At 62.0% G+C, this 20262-nt stretch carries 15 protein-coding genes and 1 pseudogene; 7 read left to right on the top strand and 9 right to left on the bottom strand.

The window, feature by feature from the left end; translation table 11 throughout:
- Positions 1-86 precede the first annotated feature (86 nt).
- Positions 87-1262 (top strand): acetyl-CoA C-acetyltransferase, encoded by a 1176-nt coding sequence (locus FJW06_RS03010; RefSeq protein ID WP_140747770.1) that lies wholly within the window; start codon positions 87-89, stop codon positions 1260-1262.
- 1068 nt (positions 1263-2330) lie between these two features.
- On the opposite strand, the gene FJW06_RS30015 is transcribed toward FJW06_RS03010, so the two are convergent.
- On the bottom strand, positions 2331-2489 hold the full coding sequence (locus FJW06_RS30015) for a hypothetical protein (RefSeq protein ID WP_181178123.1): 159 nt from the start codon (positions 2487-2489) through the stop codon (positions 2331-2333).
- Here FJW06_RS30015 and FJW06_RS03005 point away from each other — a divergent pair.
- The 5 genes from FJW06_RS03005 (at position 2488) to FJW06_RS02985 (ending at position 8057) form a co-directional block, all read left to right on the top strand.
- Positions 2488-3708, top strand: a complete 1221-nt coding sequence (locus FJW06_RS03005) for a sedoheptulose 7-phosphate cyclase (RefSeq protein WP_140747768.1) — start codon at positions 2488-2490, stop codon at positions 3706-3708. The two genes, FJW06_RS30015 and FJW06_RS03005, sit on opposite strands and share 2 nt — an antisense overlap.
- A gap of 127 nt (positions 3709-3835) precedes the next feature.
- Positions 3836-5065, top strand: coding sequence for a 6-phospho-beta-glucosidase (locus tag FJW06_RS03000; RefSeq protein ID WP_140747766.1), 1230 nt, complete (start codon positions 3836-3838; stop codon positions 5063-5065).
- Positions 5062-6138 (top strand): ROK family protein, encoded by a 1077-nt coding sequence (locus tag FJW06_RS02995; protein ID WP_140747763.1) that lies wholly within the window; start codon positions 5062-5064, stop codon positions 6136-6138. The genes FJW06_RS03000 and FJW06_RS02995 overlap by 4 nt, the downstream gene beginning before the upstream one ends.
- Positions 6125-7189, top strand: coding sequence for an alcohol dehydrogenase catalytic domain-containing protein (locus FJW06_RS02990; RefSeq protein WP_140747760.1), 1065 nt, complete (start codon positions 6125-6127; stop codon positions 7187-7189). The genes FJW06_RS02995 and FJW06_RS02990 overlap by 14 nt, the downstream gene beginning before the upstream one ends.
- A 28-nt stretch (positions 7190-7217) precedes the next feature.
- A complete protein-coding gene (locus FJW06_RS02985) occupies positions 7218-8057 on the top strand; it encodes a TIM barrel protein (RefSeq protein WP_140748746.1) in 840 nt (279 codons plus the stop codon).
- 124 nt (positions 8058-8181) lie between these two features.
- Here FJW06_RS02985 and FJW06_RS02980 read toward each other — a convergent pair whose 3' ends face one another.
- The 5 genes from FJW06_RS02980 to FJW06_RS02960 are packed head-to-tail and all read right to left on the bottom strand — an operon-like array spanning position 8182 to position 13019.
- Positions 8182-9180 carry an NAD(P)-dependent oxidoreductase gene (locus FJW06_RS02980; protein ID WP_140747757.1) on the bottom strand — a complete coding sequence of 333 codons (999 nt, stop codon included), beginning with the start codon at positions 9178-9180 and terminating at the stop codon, positions 8182-8184.
- Entirely contained in the window at positions 9177-10055 is an 879-nt protein-coding gene (locus FJW06_RS02975) for an NAD-dependent epimerase/dehydratase family protein (RefSeq protein WP_140747754.1), read from the bottom strand. The genes FJW06_RS02980 and FJW06_RS02975 overlap by 4 nt, the downstream gene beginning before the upstream one ends.
- On the bottom strand, positions 10052-10966 hold the full coding sequence (locus FJW06_RS02970; protein WP_140747751.1) for a sugar phosphate nucleotidyltransferase: 915 nt from the start codon (positions 10964-10966) through the stop codon (positions 10052-10054). The genes FJW06_RS02975 and FJW06_RS02970 overlap by 4 nt, the downstream gene beginning before the upstream one ends.
- Positions 10963-12156 (bottom strand): glycosyltransferase, encoded by a 1194-nt coding sequence (locus tag FJW06_RS02965; RefSeq protein ID WP_140747748.1) that lies wholly within the window; start codon positions 12154-12156, stop codon positions 10963-10965. Before FJW06_RS02965 ends, FJW06_RS02970 begins: the two co-directional genes overlap by 4 nt.
- Positions 12156-13019 carry a class I SAM-dependent methyltransferase gene (locus FJW06_RS02960; RefSeq protein WP_246674506.1) on the bottom strand — a complete coding sequence of 288 codons (864 nt, stop codon included), beginning with the start codon at positions 13017-13019 and terminating at the stop codon, positions 12156-12158. The genes FJW06_RS02965 and FJW06_RS02960 overlap by 1 nt, the downstream gene beginning before the upstream one ends.
- Positions 13020-13270: 251 nt before the next feature.
- On the opposite strand from FJW06_RS02960, the pseudogene FJW06_RS02955 reads away from it, so the two are divergent.
- Positions 13271-13817, top strand: a pseudogene (locus FJW06_RS02955) (putative PEP-binding protein); the annotation flags it as partial.
- A 67-nt stretch (positions 13818-13884) separates the two neighbouring features.
- Here FJW06_RS02955 and FJW06_RS02950 read toward each other — a convergent pair.
- The 3 genes from FJW06_RS02950 to FJW06_RS02940 form a co-directional block, all read right to left on the bottom strand.
- On the bottom strand, positions 13885-15225 hold the full coding sequence (locus FJW06_RS02950; RefSeq protein WP_140747745.1) for an HlyD family type I secretion periplasmic adaptor subunit: 1341 nt from the start codon (positions 15223-15225) through the stop codon (positions 13885-13887).
- Positions 15222-16961 (bottom strand): type I secretion system permease/ATPase, encoded by a 1740-nt coding sequence (locus FJW06_RS02945; RefSeq protein ID WP_140747742.1) that lies wholly within the window; start codon positions 16959-16961, stop codon positions 15222-15224. Before FJW06_RS02945 ends, FJW06_RS02950 begins: the two co-directional genes overlap by 4 nt.
- Positions 16962-17097: 136 nt before the next feature.
- Positions 17098-20262 (bottom strand): VCBS domain-containing protein (locus FJW06_RS02940; RefSeq protein WP_140747739.1); only part of this gene is annotated, 3165 nt, incomplete at its 5' end.

Genomic DNA, 20262 nt, shown 5'->3' with positions numbered 1-20262 from the left:
GCCGATGCATTTCATGATTATTGGTTATAACCAGAATGTCAAGCGGCGATCCGCCTCTGTGGATCACCCCGGGCGGAGGATCAGAAATGGATGCGGTTTATATCGTTGCCGCGAAGCGGACGCCCATCGGCAAGCTGAACGGTGCTTTTTCCGGCCTCTCGGCTGCGGAGTTGGGCGGGCAGCTTATCGAGGCGTTGCTGGCGGAAACGCAGCTCGCGCCCGGCGCCGTCAGCGAGGTGATCATGGGCCAGGTGCTGACCGGCGGCGCCGGGCAAAACCCGGCCAGGCAGGCCGCGCTCAAGGCCGGGCTGCCGGTCAGCGTGCCCGCCATGACCGTCAACAAAGTGTGCGGCGCCGGCCAGAAGTCGATCCATCTCGCCGCGCAGGCCATTCGCTGCGGCGACGCCGATTGCGTGATCGCCGGCGGACAGGACTCGATGACCTCGGCGCCGCATTTCATCGACGGTGTGCGCTGCGGCATCCGCATGGGCGACCGTACCGTCAAGGATTCCATGATCACCGACGGGCTGTGGGACGCCTTCCATCAGGTGCATATGGGCGTTACCGCCGAGTCGCTGGCGCAGCGCTACCAGATCACCCGCGAGGAACAGGACCGTTTCGCGCTGCGTTCACAGGAAAAGGCGGACGCCGCCATCCAGTCTGGCAGATTCGACGACGAGATCGTTCCGGTGTCGATCAGGACCAGGCAAGGCGATGTGGTCGTCAAGCGCGACGAGCACCCCAATCCCTCCACCACGATGGAAGGTCTTCGCCGGCTGAAGCCGGTCTTCGATGCGGCGGGGACGATCACGGCCGGCAACTCCTCCGGCCTCAACGACGGCGCCGCCGCAGTCCTGGTGATGTCGCCGGCGCGGATGACCGAACTCGGCCTGACGCCCCTCGCCCGCATCGCGTCCTACGCTTCCGCCGGCGTCGAGCCGATGTATATGGGTCTCGGTCCCGTCGCCGCTTCACGCCTGGCGCTCGACAAAGCCGGCTGGCGCGCGGCCGACCTTGACGTGATGGAGATCAACGAAGCCTTCGCCGCGCAGGCCATCGCGGTCAACCGCGAGATGGGCTGGAACGAGGGCATCATCAACCTGAGCGGCGGCGCCATCGCGCTCGGCCATCCGCTGGCCGGCTCCGGCTGCCGCATCGTGGTGACGCTGCTCCACGAGATGATCCGCCGTGATGCGCGAAAGGGCCTCGCCTCGCTCTGCATCGGCGGCGGCCAGGGCGTGGCGATCTGCCTGGAGCGGTGAGCCCCTCTATGGCAGGCGCGTCATAGACCTTGCGCGCGCCTCGTTCGGCACCGAACGCGCGGACCAGTTCCCGGTCTCGCCGGTCATTCCCACTCGATTGTTCTAAACCCGTTATGCCTTTGATCCACCTGGGTTTTTTCTTGCCCGCCACACCGAAAGCCGACCCGTGGCCCGTCAAAACCTACGGTATCGATTTTGAAGGCGAATTTTCGGCTAAAAATTTCGAGCTTTCGTGAACTATCGATATCAATCGGGCTTTTTGACCTTCTCACTGGACCGGAACGTGTGCTCCCACTTCTCTCAAAAAGTACCGTCAGGGTGCCGACGCCGGCCACAACCTAACGCGATGCTTGAACGTCGGAAGCCTAATCATTCGACGGCCGAAAGGGGCCGGGAGCAGGCAGTCCGTTTTCTGTAACGTTGAACAAGAAAGCAGACGGATTGTTAGCGCCTCCTGACTCCACGCGAAAATCCATCAATCCTACGACAGCATCACTCGTTGACGAGTGCATTGAACATGCCGGTTTGCTGATGGCGATCCTTGGCCGGTCCGATCATTATGCAGTCGCATGCACAAGCACGGGACGACGGCGGCTGGGCTGCTCAACTGCCACCGCAAAGGGAGCAAGGGGCCTCGCGGATAAACCGACTAACCGCACCATCGAACAGGCGGCGACGGAGGGCATTGAGCCCTCAACCGCGGGCCTATGCGCACTCCTCTATCGGGGGGCCGACAACAGCTTGACCGCTCTTCGGGTGCAATGACAGAGCTGGATTTAAACCTCATCCAGAAATCGATGTCTGTGTTCCCGATACGGCCCTGAACCAAAGGATGAGCGCAATGACCGCCAATCGAAGCATTGAAGCCGGCAATTTATACAACTCCGGTCACCGAAGGAGCCGCCAACACCCGCAGTGCATTGATAAGCCGACCATAGAAATCGATCCGCGTCGCAATGCTTCAGACTGGCAAGGGTGCAGAGATCCTCAAAACAAAGATCTTGAGCAACTCGTAACAAGCTCAATTGTCGCTCAACACCTCGATTCGAGCGAATGCATTTCCGCTCGTCACTTGCCGTTGGCACCTTCCACAAATCGGCGCATCCGTCGAACAGATGAGGTCGAATATTTCATATAAGGTATAATTTGAACTACACGGAACGAATATTGCTGGTTGCCGTCAAATATGCTTTTGAGACGTTCCGCAGAACCCTTGAGTTCGATCATGTGGACACCCACCGCAGAGCAGCTTTCCCTCCGGTCTTCCCGCGACCACACCTTCAATGTCGCTTTTTTTGAGGGTCTTCACTCCCCGGATTTCTGCGATTGGATTGAGGCCCATGCCCGCAATCGGACTGTGTTGGCGGTCACCACCCCTACTGTCGAGAGGCTCTATGGCAACGAGATCCGTGCAGCCTTCGCAAGCGTCGGTTTGAAGCCGTCCTGGCTGGTGTTGAACTGCACCGAACGGACGAAGACCATGAAATCGGTACTGACCGTTTGTCGCGCAGCCTCCGACGCCGGGATTGATCGCCAGGGTACGTTGGTGGCGATCGGCGGCGGCGTCTGCTCAGACATCGTTACGCTGGCGGCGTCGATGCTGCGCCGGAGTTTGTCTCACCTTCGTATCCCAACCACCTTGATTGGGCAGGTCGATGCCGGAATCGGACTAAAGGGCGGCGTCAATTTCGGAGAGGGCAAGAACTACCTTGGTTGTTTCCACCCACCGGAAGCTGTCGCGGTGATCCCGTCATTGCTCAAGACCTTGGGCGTCGATTCAGTCCGGCAGGGGTTGGCCGAGATGGTCAAGATCGCCTGTACCTCCGACACAGATCTCTTCCGCATGATCGAAGAGGCTCGAGGAGGCGGGCTGCAGTCCTGGGTTCTTAAAGGTGACACGTTGGCTCACGAACCCATCCGGCGGGCCATCGCTGCCATGCTGGGAGAGCTTTCGAAGAATCCCTTCGAGGTCACATCCTACGAGAGGGCGGTAGATCTGGGTCACACGATCGCCCACCCGCTTGAAGCTTCGACCCATTACGAACTTCACCACGGCTTTGCTGTCGCGATCGACCTCGCCTTCTCCAGCGTCCTGGGATGGTACCTCGGTTGGCTCAGAGAGGAAACGGCCATGCGCATAGTCGATCTGCTGGTGGCAGTTGGCTTGCCGATCTGGCACGAGGACTTAAACGAGGACTTGGTCTCAAGGTCGTTCCGGGCCGCTGCCAAGCATAGAGGTGGAAATATCAATATGGTGGTGCCAACCGACCTTGGCCGGTACCGCTTCCTCAAGCGGGAAAATCAGTGCCCGCCAGGACTTATATCAGAGGTTTTGACGTATTTGCGCGCTCGGAGCTGGCAGGAAGGTATTTCGAACAGCGGTTCGGCTCACTACGCGGCGGAACTTCCTGCTGAGGAGAATCTGGCCAGGATTGGCCTGCAATGAGCGTCGGGTCTTTCCCGTCAAGGTTAGGTCCGGATCGGATTTCAGTTCACGGCGACGGCGGTCCATTCGCCGATCGGCCGCACATGCCAAACGAGGAAATCACCTACGGCTCGTTCTGGATTTTCTGATGACGCGGGTCTCGGTCCTCGGCGGTAGTTCGCCCTTTACGGTGGCGCTTGTCGACGCGATTGAGGCAAACAGGGCTTTAAACCCCCGGCTGGGCGAGTGGGTGCTGGTGCTCCAAGGGCGCAACGTGCAAAACCTCAATGCGGTTGCACACTACGCCCAGCACCGGCTGGGAGCATTCGGAACCTCGGTCGTATCCACAACGGACTTCGATGCGGCCTTGACCGATGCCGAGATCGTGATTGTCCAGACGCGCTTCGGTGGGCTTGAGGCAAGGGTCAGTGACGAACTCTTCGCTTGCGAGTTGGGATGCCGGGCGGACGAAACCTTGGGGCCTTGCGGCCTGCTCTCTGCCTTCCGTCAAATGCTGCCGGTGGACGATCTCGCGATCCGAATGAAAGCAATCTGTCCCGGTGCCTTTGTCGTGAACATGATAAACCCGCTGAGCCTGACAACGGCCATGATGCTCCGCCACGGCTTGGCAGTGGTCGGCATCTGCGAGCTTCCCCTTGCCACGCTGCAGGCTTTCGCGAGGACGCTGCGCATCGATCCAGCCGAACTTTGCTGGAGTTACCAGGGCCTCAATCACAGAGGGTTTATCCCCATGGCCAGGATCGGCGACGGAGATGATCTCCTGCAGCGCGTCCTCCAGCTGGCCCCAGATACCGCGACGCAGAAGTACCGGGACGATATTCTTCGCCTTGGCGCAATTCCAACGAAATACTTCGCCTTTTTCGACGGCGGGTCTGTACACGAAAGGGGGCGTGCGGCAGCATTAATATCTCTCAGGGATGCGATTGCCGGGGAACTTGTCGCAGATGCTACACAATGCCCTGCGCAAATCGCAAAGCGTGACATGCCTTGGTATGCGCAAGCTGTCGTGCCGCTCGTCGCCGCTCGCGTCGGAGCGCAGAGCTACGATGCCACTATAAACGTGGCGGTGGATGGGTTTCTCGTTGAGGAGCGGCGAGCCCACGTCCTTGGTGATCGCATCGATATTATCGAATCCGCGCCAGCGAAAGGGCCATTCCGCGACTGGCTCGCGGCGTTCGAGCATCATGAACGATTGTCCTTGGCGGCGCTCGCCGATCCGACGCCAGACACGATCGGTGAGGCACTTGCAGCCGATCGGATCACTCCTTCCGACAAAGTTCGGACTGCCGCCGCGCGAATTTTCCGAATGTGGCGCGACACTGCCAGCAACGCATCAACCGCGGGAGGCCAGCAGTGAACGACAAAGAAATCGCCGTCTTTGATATCGGCGGCACGCATTTTCGTTCAGCGCTGTGGTCAAATGGACAGTTGGGCTCAGTAACAAGACGACCTGCGATCAATTATCTTAACACGGCCCACCACAGCCCTGTCGAACTTCAAGAAGCGTTAGCCGACTATCTGGTGAGCGAGACTGAGCGCCTGCAGTTGGAGAGCGAAACCCCGATAGAGCACGTCGGCATCTCACTTGGAGCACCTGTGAACGCCTGTAGTGGCTGTGTACTGAAATCTGGCCCTCTATGGGGCCCGAAGTCGGGCTTCTTCGAACTGCAGGCCGCGTTGACACGCCGTCGATTGGACATCCGCTGGACGATCGCGAATGACGTCACCGCCGGATTGGTATCATACATACAGACCTGCAATCCCGGGAGGCATTCGCGTATCCTGTTCGTTACGGTGAGCACCGGAATCGGATCGAGGCTCTACGATTTCGCGCGAGGCGGCGTGCCCGTCGATCCCGTACACGGAATACAGGGCGAAATAGGCCATATCAAAGTTGATGCTTTCTTCCGCGGCACACGTCTTAAGTCTAGCTGCGACTGCGGTGGATGCGACCATCTGAATGCCTATTCGTCCGGACGAGGTGTGTTGAAACTTCTGCGCGAGTTGCCATGTCTTTCCCCGGAGGCGCTTGAAGTCTCGACAATGGCCGCGGCTCGCGACGAGGACGATGACACCATGCTCGCGGCGTTCTCCCATGCGGTGGCGAGCGCTGATGCCCTCGCCTTAGACGTCCTCGCTACGATCACGCGACCGCTCGCCGCTATTTTTTCAGCTGTTCTAACACACGATCCGCTGCTCGATTCAATTGTTCTCACCGGGGGTGTCGTGGATGCACTCGAACCGGCCTATTCGGCTAGCCTTGATCGGCAATTCCGAAACCATGGATTGTTCCAGATCACTGAATGCGATTCGTCCTATTTCTCGCGCCGGCTCCGTATCGTCTCGCCGGGGAGCCTGTCTGGACTAGTCGGTGCCGGCCATCTCGCCGAGATGGCGGCTGAAGGGCGAAACATTCATGTTTTCCGCTGATCGGATTAACTTGGCCCCGTCGAAGTCACATACCGGTCTGGTGCGGCCGCCGGGCATGGGCGCGCCAAAACTCACGCAGGTCCGGGCACCCGTAGTGCAACCGGGGGACATTGTGTGCCGAACCCTCGTAGCCGGCGTCTGCGGGACCGACCTCCAGATTCTGCGCGGCATACGAGACGATCCAGCCCGGATCCTTGGCCATGAGGGGGTCGCGGTTGTCGACGAAGTGGCTGCGAAAGCGGACGAGCGCTGGCTAGGCACTACCATTGCCGTGAACCCGACGCCAGACTGGGGCGCCGCTGAACTCGGCCATACGCTCGACGGAATGATGCAGCAGCGCTTCCTCGTGCCTGCCCGGTTGCGGAGCTTGGTCGTTTCGTCGCCTGCCGAATTACCTGCCGATCTCGCTATTCTCGCTGAGCCGCTCGCATCCGTCCTGACTTGTGGAAGCATTCTGAAGCACGTTGCCGAACCGATCAGTGTATTGGTGGTCGGACGGGGCACGATTGGCCAACTGCTTCGTCTTGCGCTTGGAATTGCCTGCGGGTCGGTTCGGGATGTCGCAGTCACAGGGACTAAAGAGACGGCAGAGATCGAGCACAGAGCCTTCGACACCGTGATCCTTTGCTCCTCGCGGCAGGATGCAGCCGCTGCCCTTGCTATCGGGCTCGGCGCCGTATGCGACGGCGGCATTCTCTATCTCTTTGGAGGTCTCCCCTCTGAGGGTCGGGATCCGCGTCTGCCCGGGGTCAATCTCAACGAAGTCCGCGCACGAAATACCGGCGGACGTGCAGGTCGGCCGGTTGTCGAGCAGTGCCAAACAACTATCGGCCACAAGCGGGTGACGATCGCGGGGCACCGCGGTTCATCCAATGCGATGCTGACCCGGGCGATGCTCGATCTCTGCGCCCACCCCGGTGCCTATCGGCCGCTTCTGACGATCGTGACAGACCCGGAGGAAGCTGCCCGCACTTTGCACGACGCTGTCGGCACTCCGCCGGTTAGGCCTTGGACCAAGCTTGGGATTGACTTTCGGAGGTGGCGAACTTGACGGAACTCCGTTGACGGGTAACGTGCCTATGGCTGCCTTACAGAGTATCTATCGACCACAAATCGGGGTCGCATTGTGGAAGGTGGGGGATCGGGGTCTGGCCGGCTTTGCAACCGCCGCCGCTGCGGGTCTCGATTACGTTCACATAGACTTGGGTGGCCCGAACCGCGGTCCCGATCTCACTGATGTCCCAGTGATGGAGAAGTTCGACACAGCGTCGCGCCGTTTCGCGCTTCCAATCACCGCCCTTGCTGTGAATCGGCTCAACGATGTTGGCCTGACTGCGCGGAAGGGTAGCAAGGAAGCACTGGAAGTCCGGCGAAGTATCTTGCATGCGATTGGAGTGGCAGACTGCCTGCGGGTGCCCAGGATTATCATTCCGGGGTTTCGCCAGAGCCTCATACGCACGCCTGAGGACATGGCAAGAACAGCGGAAGTGCTGCGTTTCGCACTTGGTCCTGCGCGAGCCGCAGGAATTACTTTGGCGTATGAAAGCGCGCTAAACTTCGAGAGAACACTCCAGGTTCTTCAAGCAGTTGGCCAGCCGGGCATATGCATACAGTTTGATACGGGCAATCCCGCCATTTATGGGCATGCCGCAGCCCCTATTTGGGCGCGACTTGCTGACGTCGTCTCGCTCGACGTCCACCTCAAAGATGCTTCGGTTGAGGGTGATGTGCCGTTGGGCGACGGTGTTGCCGAGCTAGAGCTTACGTTTGCTGGTTTCTCGCGCCAGCCGAGGCCTACATCGTTCACGCTCGAGGGCGACTATAGCCATGATGCTGGAGCTCGCATCCGACGAGACCTTGCCCGACTGAAGATATTCATCAGGAGATCGAGGGGTAGGGCCAACAATTGGATGGCCTGATGGTGCTCGCTGCGAACAAGAAGCTAGGCGCACCCCAGAGGCACTAAGCCTTCGCGCGGCGTTCAAGGCACACAATACAGCGCCGCAGTCGCAGTAGCTTGAGATCCGAAGTACCCGTCTACCGTCATGCTTTGGCTATCAGGTCCAGATAATAGTGCATCACGTCGCCGAGGCTCTGCCGAAGTCCGACACGGGGCTCCCATCCGAGCGCGCGCAGTCGGCCGACGTCGACTACCTGCCGCGCCATGTCTACTGCCCGCCCCGGCAATTGTATCAACGGCGGATTGCCAATTCCCGCCGCAGCGATGAGCAGATCGTAGACGGCCGCGATCTGCGTCTCGCGCCCCGACGCCACGTTGTAGAAAACATCACCGGAGGCGGTGAAGCCGATCGCGACCAGCGCATCGGCCACATCGCGCACGTCGATTAAGTCGCGCCAGGCGGTCAGCGGACCGAGGGCCATGGCATTACGGCGCCCAACCATCAGCTCGGTGAGTTGGCTTGCAATGCGGCCGGCAATATGACGCTCCTCCTGGCCAGGACCGACGACGTTGAAGACCCGCGCAACGCGGCCGTCGATCCTTCCCGCGCGGCTTGCAATCCGCACGATATCCTCGCTGGTGCGCTTGGTCGCGGCGTATAGGTCGATCGGCTCCGTAGCACCAGTTTCGACCAGCGGGAGGCCCCCGCCGCCGAGTTCGCCGTAGATCGAGCCGGAGGAACCTAGCACGATCACTGCGCCGCGCCCCGCAAGCGCATCGCAGAGGTGGCGCGTGGCTACGATGTTGTTGGTCACAAGCCGATCGAACGGTTCGTTGCGCAGTGATCCGGCAAGATGGAAGACAATGTCCGGTGCCCTTTCCTCAATCAGCCGCGCTGTCGCCGCTGCATCCGACAGGTCGGTCGCAACATAGGCATAATTCGGCCCCTCGGGCACAAGGCAATTTGGCAGCGGCGCAGCGCACTCGTCACCGCCGGGATGGATGGTGTGTGTAAAGTGTGTCTCATTACCAGGCGACCGCCCGACGCCAACCACCTGGCAATTGCCGCGATCACACAAAGCGCGCACCAGATAGCGGCCAATGAACCCTTGCGCGCCGGTGACCAGGATCGTTGGGGTCACGCCATCTCACTCAGGCAATCACGCACGCCATCGGCCAAGGCGACCTCCGCCCGCCAGCCGAGCGTCTCGTGCGCCAGCGACACGTCTGCGACGAGATGCGCAATGTCGAGGGCGCACGATCGGTCGCCCTGCCCCTCGACGATCAGCGCCTCCGGTCCGCCGCCTATCGTCGCAAAGACGGTCGCGAGCGCGGCGACACCGATCCCGGTGCCGGAGGCCATGTTGAGCGTCAGAGGGCCCGGTTCATTGCGCGCGGCAGCCATCAATAGTCCCCGCGCCAGATCGTCGACATGCAGGTAATCGCGGGTCGTATCGCCCGAGAATACGCGCATCGGTTGTCGCAGGCGCGCCTGTGAAGCCAGCCGGCCAACCAGCCCGTTGGCGCGCATTCCCGGGCCGTATACCGAGAAGGGCCTAACAATGGTCGCCGAGTCCAACGCCCCTCGCCGGACGGTACCTGAGACGAGTTGCTCTGACGCCGCCTTTGCCGCGCCATAAGGCGAGAGTGGCCGGAGCGGCGCGCTCTCCGGCACGTGAGCGCTGTCCGGACGGCCGTATACCTCCGCCGACGACACATAGACGAAGCGCCGCACGCCGATCCGCTCTGCGGCGGCCAGCACCGTGGCAGTGCCCAGTACATGCGCACGCGCGAATGCCACCGGTGCGTCGAAAGAGGCTGCAACGCCACCAGGCCCGGCAAGATGAATGATGGTGTCAATCCCCTCGAACAAGCTCTCCAGCGCCGGCTGGTCGCAAATGTCGATCGCCCCCGCTTCGCCGTCGATTGGGCCGACATGTGCCACGCAGGCATCTGCGCCGATCCGGCGCAGCACCGCCCGGCCGATAAAGCCGTTCGCACCAGTAATGCCGATCACGCGTCCCGCCTCCTTGCGACCAGGCGACGGCGCACCGCGTCCGGCAACTCGTCCCCGCTGAACGTACCCGGGCCGACATGGACCCGCAGCACGCCAGCTTCTGTCATTGCGTCGCAGACATAGCTTCCATTACCCCCCGCTACCCGGATCTCGCGCACGACCTCGCCCGGCCACCACGCTTCGAAAGCAGCATCCCGCCGGAGCAGGGCTTCGGCGGCAGCCAACTTGGCCGCGTCATTGACGTCGATCCATGAGGCCTGGTGACGATAAAGCCGCACCGCCTCACCATCATTCGCCAACCAATTAGCAGCATCCACCAGGCCAAGCGGCGTGCCCTGCGGCAGACTCCTCAGCGCAGCGGCAGTCACAACGGCCAGCCCGCTGCCAACAAGGATTGGATATACCGGCTTTTCGCGATAGGCGATGAGCAAATCGGGATCGTCAGCATCCACCTCGAGCGCACCATAGGGCATGCGGAACTGCTCGTCGTGGGCCGCCAGCGTCATGGCAGCGCCAGATGCGCGGTGCGCGGTAGCCAGCGCCGCCAGATCGAGTGTGGTGAGATTGTCGGCATACACCACCAGCACGTCGGCGGCGTCGCCCGACAGCATTGTCGCTGCACCGAAATTGCCCAGCGGCACCTCCTCAATCAGGGGCGCAACAGCCACACCGATACCGACGGCGCGTGCAGCGAAATCGGCGATCCTGTCCGCTTCACGCACTGCATCGGCACGGGTCAACGCGACGAAGATACGCCGGCACCCGCCACGCGCCATCATCCAGATGTTGCGCTCAAGCAGACTGACCCCGCCGACCTCGACGAGCGGCTTGCGCCCGACTACGCCGGAACGCGCCATACGCTCGCCCTGCCCACCGGCCATGATCAGGCCAGTCCATGCGCGACCACTCATGACTGCGTCTCGATGCCGGTACGGCGTATCGCTGCCAGCGTCGTCTCCACCATGTGCCGTCGGGTGAAGCCGGATAGGAACCGGGTGTAGGCGGCGGTCCGCAGCCGCTCGGCTAGGCCGGGTTCGCGGATCATGCGCTCCAGCGCATCGGCCAGCGGTACTGGCGCGCGCGGCGGCACCACCAGGCCTTCAATTTCGGGTCGTAGGAAATCTTGTACACCGACGTTGTCGCACGCGACGATCGGGCATCCCGAGGACGCCGACTCAAGCAAGGCGGTCTGCAACCCCTCGCGATACCAAGATGGGATGCAGGCGATGTCGGCCCCCGCATAGAGCGCGGTGATGCTCGGCTGGAACCCGATGAACGCCACGTCGGGATAGGATCGCGCCTGCGCCAGTTCCGCTTCGGTCAGCGCGTCTGCGCGCCCGCTCATCGGGTTCGAGGTAAAGACCATGCGGTGCGCCACGCCTCGTTCGGACAGGATGCCCGACGCGGCGGCGGCGTCCAGCACGCCCTTGTCACGCAAGAGTCGCCCGGGAACGAGTATCGTCGGCCGCGCGCCGACCTCGCGCACTTGCTTGTAAGGGAAGTCGTCGGGCATGACGCCGCAGCCGCCGGTAACGATCACGCGATCCGGTTCGACGCCGGTGCGCCTGATCAGCTCTGTTTTGTCCTCGTGATTGTGGACGATGACGATCGCCCGCCGGTTGGCGAAGACGAAACGGTAGACAATACAGATCAACCGCGTAGTCAGGCTATCGCGCTGCGACACCGAAAAGCACGCGCCCAATCCGGTCACCAGGTAAATCGCGTGCCGATTGCTGAGCCGGACCCATGGCCCGGCCAGCATGATCGACAGCGCCGACCAAAGGATGAAAAGACCGCCCGAGCTGAACAGCGCCGCGCGCGCCGCCATCAAGCTCGCGCGCGCCAGCCGCAGGAGACTTGGCCGCCCGCGATTGCGTGAGAACGGCATGGTCCGCGTCACGATGCCCGGCGCCAGGGCATTCCGTGCTGCATCAATCGTCGCCCTAGAATCCCAGCCGGCAGTGGCAAGCCCGTTGTCGTCCGGAGACCACACTTCCACGGCATGGCCGGCCTCGGCCAACGCGGTGCTGACATGGTTGAAATCGGAAATCCAGCGCGGCAGAGCCGTGACGACGATGATGATGCGTCGTCCCTTGCGCATCACGCACTGACGGTCTTGTGCCGTGCGGCGACAAACGCCGTTTGTGGGCCACCCATCGGGAGCCAGCGGCCTATCCCATAGCGTAGAAACATGTGTAGCCGATAGTAGGGTGCAGCCGACCAGCCGCGCGCAAGAGGGGCGTGGCTATCCGAATCCACAGCGACGCGCCGGCTGCCTAGGACCGTACTAAGTGCAGTCGAAAGCCCGACCGGATAGCGTCGCATCGCTATGAGCTTTAGCCCGGCTTCGTCGAGCAAGCGCTCGATTGCAGGCGCATCGAAGAACCACATATGCGTCGGCATGTTTGGCCGCCCGACCAGCCGCTGCCAAAAGGGCGACAGATTTGAAAACAACCCGACCTCGAAGCAGACCGTGCCTTCAGGTGCAACCTTCGCGGCTATCGCCCTTAGTGCAGTGACCGGATCGGGGAAGTGGCTAAGCAAATCGACATGGAAGGTGGTATCATAGCGGCCTTCGGGCAAACGGCTGTCTTCTATCAGAGCGCGCTCGACCGTGATGCCAAGGGTGCGTTCGACGCGCGCGGCGCGTTCGTCCGACGGCTCTACCGCCTCGACCGTAAATCCAGCTCGCATTGCCGCCGCCGTGAACTCGCCATCACCGCAACCGATCTCAAGAAGCCGGCCGCGTTTGGTAAATCTCTTCACCCAGCCGACGCGCGCACGTGCAGGGGCCGAGTAATAGACGCGGTGGTGATGATCGATTGTTGCGTCCACGAAGCAGGCTGGCAGCGGATCGATATAAATGACACCGCATGTGCACTGTCGTCCGCTGTATTCCCGTTCACGCATCACCACCGGACCGGAACTGGTGCGGCAGATTGGACAGGCACCCGTTCGCAGCACGCTATCGCCCTCCTATCGGTCCTCAGCGTACGCGCAACGGCATGGTTGTTCGACATCCATCTGGATGATGTCGCCTCATGTGAGAAGTCTCTTTTAGAGTGGATGAGATGAGCCTGATGCGGATTTGGATTGGACGTCGTGGCAACGACTAAGAGCAAGGGGACTTTAGCTTCAACGGTCAAAATGATGCCTGCCGCCAAGCAGAGCGGGAGTCAGCATTTTGCTACTAGAGACACCGCATTTTGTTGCAAGCGGAGGTCGAAGCCTTTCGGCAGGCGGCGTCATCCCTCGCCGCACGCCAGGACGAGGCACAAACTTTCCTGACGGAGCCGTCCGTGATCAGGGCCGGCACCGCGGTGCGCGTCCAGGTCAACATCGCCTATCCTTCCGATATCGACGGCATCGATATCGGAAGCTGCGACGGCGTCGGCCTGATGCGCACGGAATTCCTGTTCGGCAAGACACTGCCGGACGAGGAGACGCAATACCGCGCCTATCGCAAGGTGCTGGAATGGGCAGGCGACAAGCCGGTGACCATCCGTACGGTCGATGCCGGCGGCGACAAGCCGGTGCCGGGTTTCACCGTCGAGGAGACCAACCCGTTTTCTCGGCCTGCGTGGCATCAGGTTGTCGCTGGCACGCCTCGATATCTTCCGCGTGCAGATCCGGGCATTGCTGCGCGCCGCCATCCACGGCAATCTGAAGGTGATGTTCCCAATGATCGCCATGCCTGACGAGTATGCCCAAGCCGCAGCGTTGTTCGCGAAAGAACAGTCGGCGCTCGCCGCGGAAGGCGTCGTGTATACTCCTGACAAAAGCGGATCTTCGGCAGGCGCCACGCCGTATCCCGTCGAAGGAGCCTAGCCTACTTCTGCCGGAACGCGGTGTGCAAGGACGCCGTCAGTGGTCCCAGCATATAATCCAAAGCGGTGCGTTCTTCGGTCACTATCATTACCGAGGCGGGCATCCCGGGATAGAGCTGGATCTGCGGCGCAGCGGCGAGTTCCTGCTGATCCACCGCTATGTCGGCGACATAGTAGGGAAAGCCGGTCTTGGCATCGGTGACACGGTCCGCCGAGATGCGGGTAACGCGGCCGTGGATGACCGGAGTCGTGCGCTGCTTGTAGGAGGTGAAGCGGACTTCGGCGGTCATGTCGGCTCGCAGACTGGATATATCCTCTACGCGGATCTGCGCCTGGACAATCAGCGAATTTCTTGTCGGCACGATGTCGAGAATGGTCTGACCGGGGGTGACGACCGCCCCGGTCGAGAAGACCGTCAAGTCCATCACCTGTCCGTCATAGGGCGCGCGCACTTCGGCGCGGTCCACGGTGGCCTGCGCGGCAAACATCTTCGGCACAAGGTCGGCAAGGTTCGACTGCGTGTCGATGAGCATCGCCGATAGTTTCGCGCGACGCTCGTTAGTCAGCTGCGCGATCTGACTTTCGAATTCCGCCTTGTTTTGGCGATTCCCGGCAATCTCGCCGAGCGCCTGGTCGATCAGTCCTTGCAGGTCGGAGGCGGAGCGGTCGAGTTCCAGGATGCGCGTGCGCGTCGTCAAACCGGCCTTCAGCAGCTTGTTCAAACCTGCCTTCTCGTCAACGGTCGACTTGAGCTGCGCGCGGTAGGATTCCACGCGCGCCTCCTTGCCCTCGATCTGCTCCTCGAGCTCGGCGATCCGCTTCTGCAGTATCTTCGTGGCGCCGGCCATCGAGGCGCGCTGGCTCTCGAGGTCGGTGATCTGGTTGGCCATCGCGTCCTGCAGATAACCCTGGTGCTCGGCGGAAATATCCTTCGGGAAGACGACCGCCTCCCGGCCGTCAAGTTCGGCGCGAATACGGGCATCCGTTGCGCGCAACAATGCATATTGCTGGGAGTAGAGGTTGAACTCCGAACGGGCACGCGTGTCGTCAAGTACGACAAGCACATCGCCCGCCTTGACGATGTCGCCCTCCTTCACGCGGATTTCCTTCACCGTGCCGCCGTCGAAGTGCTGAACGCTCTTGCGGTTGCCTTCGACCTTTACCATAGCGTCGGCAAGCACGGCGCCGTTGAGCGGCGCGATCGCCGCCCAGCCGCCGAACACGCCGAAGAACGCAACGACGATGAGCAAACCGACCCAGACCGGGCCCCGGATCGAATCCGCGTCGGTGCCAGCCTCCGCGGTGTCTGACAGCCTGCGATAGGTGGAGGCGATATCGGTCATTGGGTGGCCACCGCAATCGGCGCCGCGCGCTGGTTGAGCAGCGCCACGATCTCGTTCCTCATGCCGAAGGCCTCGACACCTCCGTCCCTGAGCAGCAGGATCTTGTCGACATTGGCCAAGGTCGAAGGCCTGTGCGAGACGATGATAATTGTGCTGCCGCGACGCTTGAGTTCCAGCGCGCATTCAGCCAGCGCGCGGTCGCCATCGGCGTCGAGGTTTGAGCTCGGCTCATCGAGCACGATGAGGTTCGGCGTGCCGAAGACGGCGCGCGCGAGCGCGATGCGCTGCCGGTAACCGCCCGACAGCACCGCCCCGCCCTCGCCGATCTGCGTCTCATAGCCCTGCGGCAGCCGGATGATCATCTCATGCACGCCGGCGAGTCGGGCGGCCTCGATCACCTCGCGGTCGACGTCGGTCTTGAAGCGGCCGATATTGGCGGCCACGGTGTCGGAAAACAGCTCAATGTCCTGCGGCAGATAGCCGATATGGTCGCCGAGTGCCTCCCTGCTCCATTGCGTCATGTCGGCGCCGTCCAGCCTGACCGTGCCGCGGCTCGGCTGCATGATGCCAGCGAGGTGACGGGCAAGCGTGGACTTGCCCGCACCGGAGGGACCGACGATGCCGAGCGCCTCGCCTGCCTCAAGCTTGAACGAGACATCGCGCAACAGCACCTTCTGAAGGTTCGGAATGGCGAAGGTAAGCTGTTCGACGGCGATCTTGCCTGTGGGCTTGGGAAGGTTGAACGAACGTTCCCCTTGCGCCCCGCCGTCAAGCAGCTTCTCGACTCTTCGGAGCGCGGCACGCGCCAAGATAAGGCTGCGCCACAATCCGACGATCTGCTCAACCGGCTGTAGCCCTCTGCCCAGAAGCAGGCTTGCCGCGAACATTGAGCCGCCGGTGATCTGCCGCTCGATGACCAGATAGGCGCCAAGGCCGAGGATCAGCGACTGCATGGTGAGGCGCAGGAAGCGGATTATCCCGGACATTAGCGCCGCCCGGTCGCTGGCCTGTCCCTGCCGGCGGAGCGCCATGCCGCGGTCGCCCCCCCAGCGGCGGACCAGGCCGTCGATCATGCCCATGGCGCGGATGACTTCCGCGTTCCTCAAGCTCATTTCAGTGAAATTGTAGTTCGCGGTGGCCAGGTCGTTGGCCTGCTTTAGTGGCGCCCTGACCATGTATTCGTTGAGCGCCGCCATGGCGATAAGGATCAGCGACGAGCCAAGCGCGAAGAAACCCAGCCAGGGGTGCAAAAGGAAGATGACCCCGATATAGATGGGCGACCACGGCAGGTCGAACAGGGCATGGATGCCGCTGCCCGTGATCACCTGGCGGAACGTGTCGAAATCGCGGATCGGCTGGCTTTGCGCAGCGCCAAGGGACGGCGTTTCGACCGAGGCCGCCAGGATATTGGCCGAAAGCAGTCGATCGAGTCGCGCGCTGGCGCGCGTCAGGATCGCGGCGCGCACTAGGTCGAGGCCGGCAAGCGCCAGGAAAGCAGCAAGCAGTACCAACGTGAGCATCACCAGCGTCGTCTCGCTGCCGCTGGTGACGACGCGGTCGTAGATCTGCAGCATGTAGAGCGGCGATGCGAGGTAAAGCAGATTTATCGCCAGGCTGAACAGCGCCGCGAATAGGAAATAGCGGCGACAGGCCAGAAGCGCTTCCCACACAATTCCAGACTTGTTGTTGAAGCTCACATGCCCAGCGGAGAACCGCCCCCTTGTCCAAAACTGCATGCCCGGGACCGATCCTACTCCCGGGACACGCGATCCGCTTGTAAACCTTGTGTAAACCTTAATTCGTAAGCTTGTATCCTCGGCCGGCGGGAAGCGAGGTGGGCCGCGTGGTGGTCACGGGCTCCCCCTCTTTCCGTCACACGGCGAACTCGCTCGTTGCGTTGCCGACACCGGTCAGCGTGAACTCTGCCGGATTGTAGGTCACAACGGTATGCCCCTGGCCGTCATCTGCGACATTGAAGCCGTTCGCGTCGTAAGAGCCGAGCAGGTGCAGCGTCGCGCCATGCGTGCCGTCGGTCACGGTCAGCGTGCCGCCGCTGCCGTCAGCATTCGCCTGGTAGAGGGCCTTAGTTGCCGAGCCGAACAGGATATCGTTAAGGTCCAGCTTGTCGTCGTTGGTGATGCCGCCGATCCGCCCGCTGAAGTCGAAGGAATCGTCTAGTTCCAGCGTGCCGGCCGCATTTTGCGCGAAGGTCACATCCGTCGAGGAGGCTGCGCCGAATTCCAGCTTCGAAAGATTGCCTATCGTGGCATCGCCCTCGCCGGTGACCGCGCCATGGATGGCGATGTTGCCGCCATTGGCCCACAGCATGCCGGAATTCGCGACCCCGCCGGCGACGATCAGGCCCCCCGAACCGGTTGCCTCCAGCGTCCCGGAATTGGCGACGACGCTGCCGCCCGTGTCTATAACCAAGGCATTCGAGCCGGAGGCGATGATGATCCCCCTGTTGTCGAGACCGAGCATGCCATCGCCCAACTGACCGGCGCCCGAGATGGTGTTGTCGACATTGGTCAGCGTGACGTCGGGACCAGTGCCGGAGACTATATTGAGGGCACTGTCGGAGAGGACGACCTGCCCGCCGCCCTGCAGCGTCACGCCATGCTGGATGCCCTGCAACAGTGTTTCGCTGCCGGTCGAGTTCAGCGAGATGAGCCCGCTGTTGTTGACCGTGCCACTCAGCGGCAGCAGGGCGCCGTCGCCAATTATCATGGTGCCGGCGTTGTTCACCACCGGCGTCTGGTCGAAGGCGAAATTGCCGGCGCCGAGCGCGGAGGAATGCACGCCCTCCAGCGTGATTGACTGTCCGTCGCCGAACGTGATCACCGCATTGCCATTGGCATCGTCGGCCATATGCGCCTGAACGTCGGCAAAGCTCTGGACGCCGGAATAGCCGACGAGATCGACCTGGTCCGCGGCCGCGTCGAAGCTGTGCACGGTATCGTTGCCGATCGGCTGCGAGAAGACGAAGAGATCGTGGCCGCTGGAGCCGGTCAGCACGTCGTCGCCCGACCAGGCGAAGATCGGCGAACCCGGCGCGTAAACCTCGACATTGTCGGCGATCGACAAGCTGCCCGTGGTACCGTCGGCATTGGTCCAGGTCATCGAGACATCGAGCACCACCGCGCCCGCGAAATCTGCCGGCGTTGTGACCGTCAGCCCGTGGACGGCATTCGACTGCACCGTCCATGACCCGTCGGCATTCTGCGTGGCGCCGTCGAGGGCCCAGCCGGATGGCACGCCTTTGACAGTGACGGTGACGGTCTGGCCATCAGAAGGATCGGTCAGCGCGAGATTGATCGGCTCGCCGGCCGTGCCTGCGGGGGCAGAGAACTTGGTATTGCTCTGATTCCCGCCGTTGGTATTGAAGGTAACCGGGTCCAATGCGGTCCCGACGTTAGTCGCATTATCCACGACTCTGGCACTTAGTTGGTGCGTGTCGTTGTTAATCAAGGTGAACGGCGTTTGGCCGTCTGTGAATGTGTGGATGTAGTTTCCGTTCACCGCTGCCTGCAGTTCGGCGGCGGTGAACGTGTATATGACCGTTGGTGGACCACCATTGACACTATCAAGGATCTGGACGCTCTGAATTCCGCTGGGATCGGTTGCGTGCACCGTGAATGTCGATTGCTGGTGGCTCGGTAAAAGCTGGTGGCTTATCGAGACACTTGGCGGTGTTGTGTCGCTGCCCGTTACATTAATCGTCGCGGAGGCGGTGCTGGTGTCTGTGCCGCCGTTGGCCGTGCCGTCCCCGTCCACCAACGTGTAGGTCACCGTCTTGGCAATGCTGGCGCTCGTCGCGTTGGAATAGAGGATATGGTCGGCAAGGGCCGCCGCCGCCGCTTGCGTGGTGCTGGCGTTGAACGTGATGACGAGGTTCGACCCGTTCGTGCCGCCGGCGAATGTTCCGATGACAACGCCGCCATAGGTCACGTTGCTGCCGCTGAGGCCGATCTGGCCGGTGCCTGTACCCTGGTTCTGGATGGACAGTTGGTCGGCCGATGTGCCGTTTGCCGTGAAGGCAACGGTCAGCGAGCCGCCACCGAAATCGGGCGAGTCGACGTCCGTTATTGCCGCCGCCGGCGCGATCACCGTCGCGGCCGAACCGGCCGTGTAACTCAGGCTAGTCGAGTTTCCCACCGATGCGCCATTTAGATCGATCACCGGCGCGTCGTTGGCGCCGTTGATCGTGACAGCGACAGTCTGAATATCCGAGGTCGAATGGTTGTCGGTACTTTGGACTGTGTAGGACAGAGTCAGCGCCTGGCCGGCACCGAGGTAGTCGAAGGCCTGTGTACCGGAGTTGAAGTTCCAGGTGAGGTTGTGAGTATCCGTCGGATTCGCCGCCAAGCCCGATGTTGGCGAGACAGTCAGCATTGCAAGAAGCTGGGCGTTGGTCAGGCCGAGGCCAGCCGTCGTTCCCGATGCTGCGACAGTTGTGATCGAGGAATTGACCGTGTCGGCAACGTCGGCATCGGTTACCGTCAAGGTGCCGGTGGCCGTCAAACCAGCGTTCGTCTCCGTCAAAGTAGCCGACGCAGTGTCCGGGGTTCCGCTTCCCACAAGATGAATATCCGGTGCATCGTTGGTCCCGGTGATGGTCACCGTCAGGCTGGAGCTCGACGAGCCGCCGTGGTTGTCGGCATTGGTGTAGCTGAAGACGTCGGTGACGGTGACGCCTTCGGCCAGCGCCTGGACCGAGGCCTTGGAGTTGTCGAGCGTGTAGGTGTAGCTGCCGTCGCTGTTGAGATGCAGCGTGCCGTAGGTGCCGGCGACATCGGTGCCGACATTGCCGGCCAGGCCGTTGACGGCGCTGACAGTGTGGGTGTCGGTGCTGTCGACGTCGGTGTCGTTGCCAAGCACGTTGCCGCTCACCGGATTGGGATCGGCAAGCGTGTTGGTGTCCTCCTTCACCGCCGTCGCGTCGGCAACCGCGACCGGATTGTCGTTGGTCCCGGTGATGGTCACCGTCACCGTCCCGGTCGCCGTGCCGTCCTGGCTCGTCACCGTGAAGGTGTCGGT

The organism is Mesorhizobium sp. B4-1-3, from assembly GCF_006439355.1.
GTDB lineage: Bacteria > Pseudomonadota > Alphaproteobacteria > Rhizobiales > Rhizobiaceae > Mesorhizobium.
The sequence above is the reverse complement of the archived record's forward strand: the minus strand, read 5'-3'. Positions and strand labels throughout refer to the sequence as shown.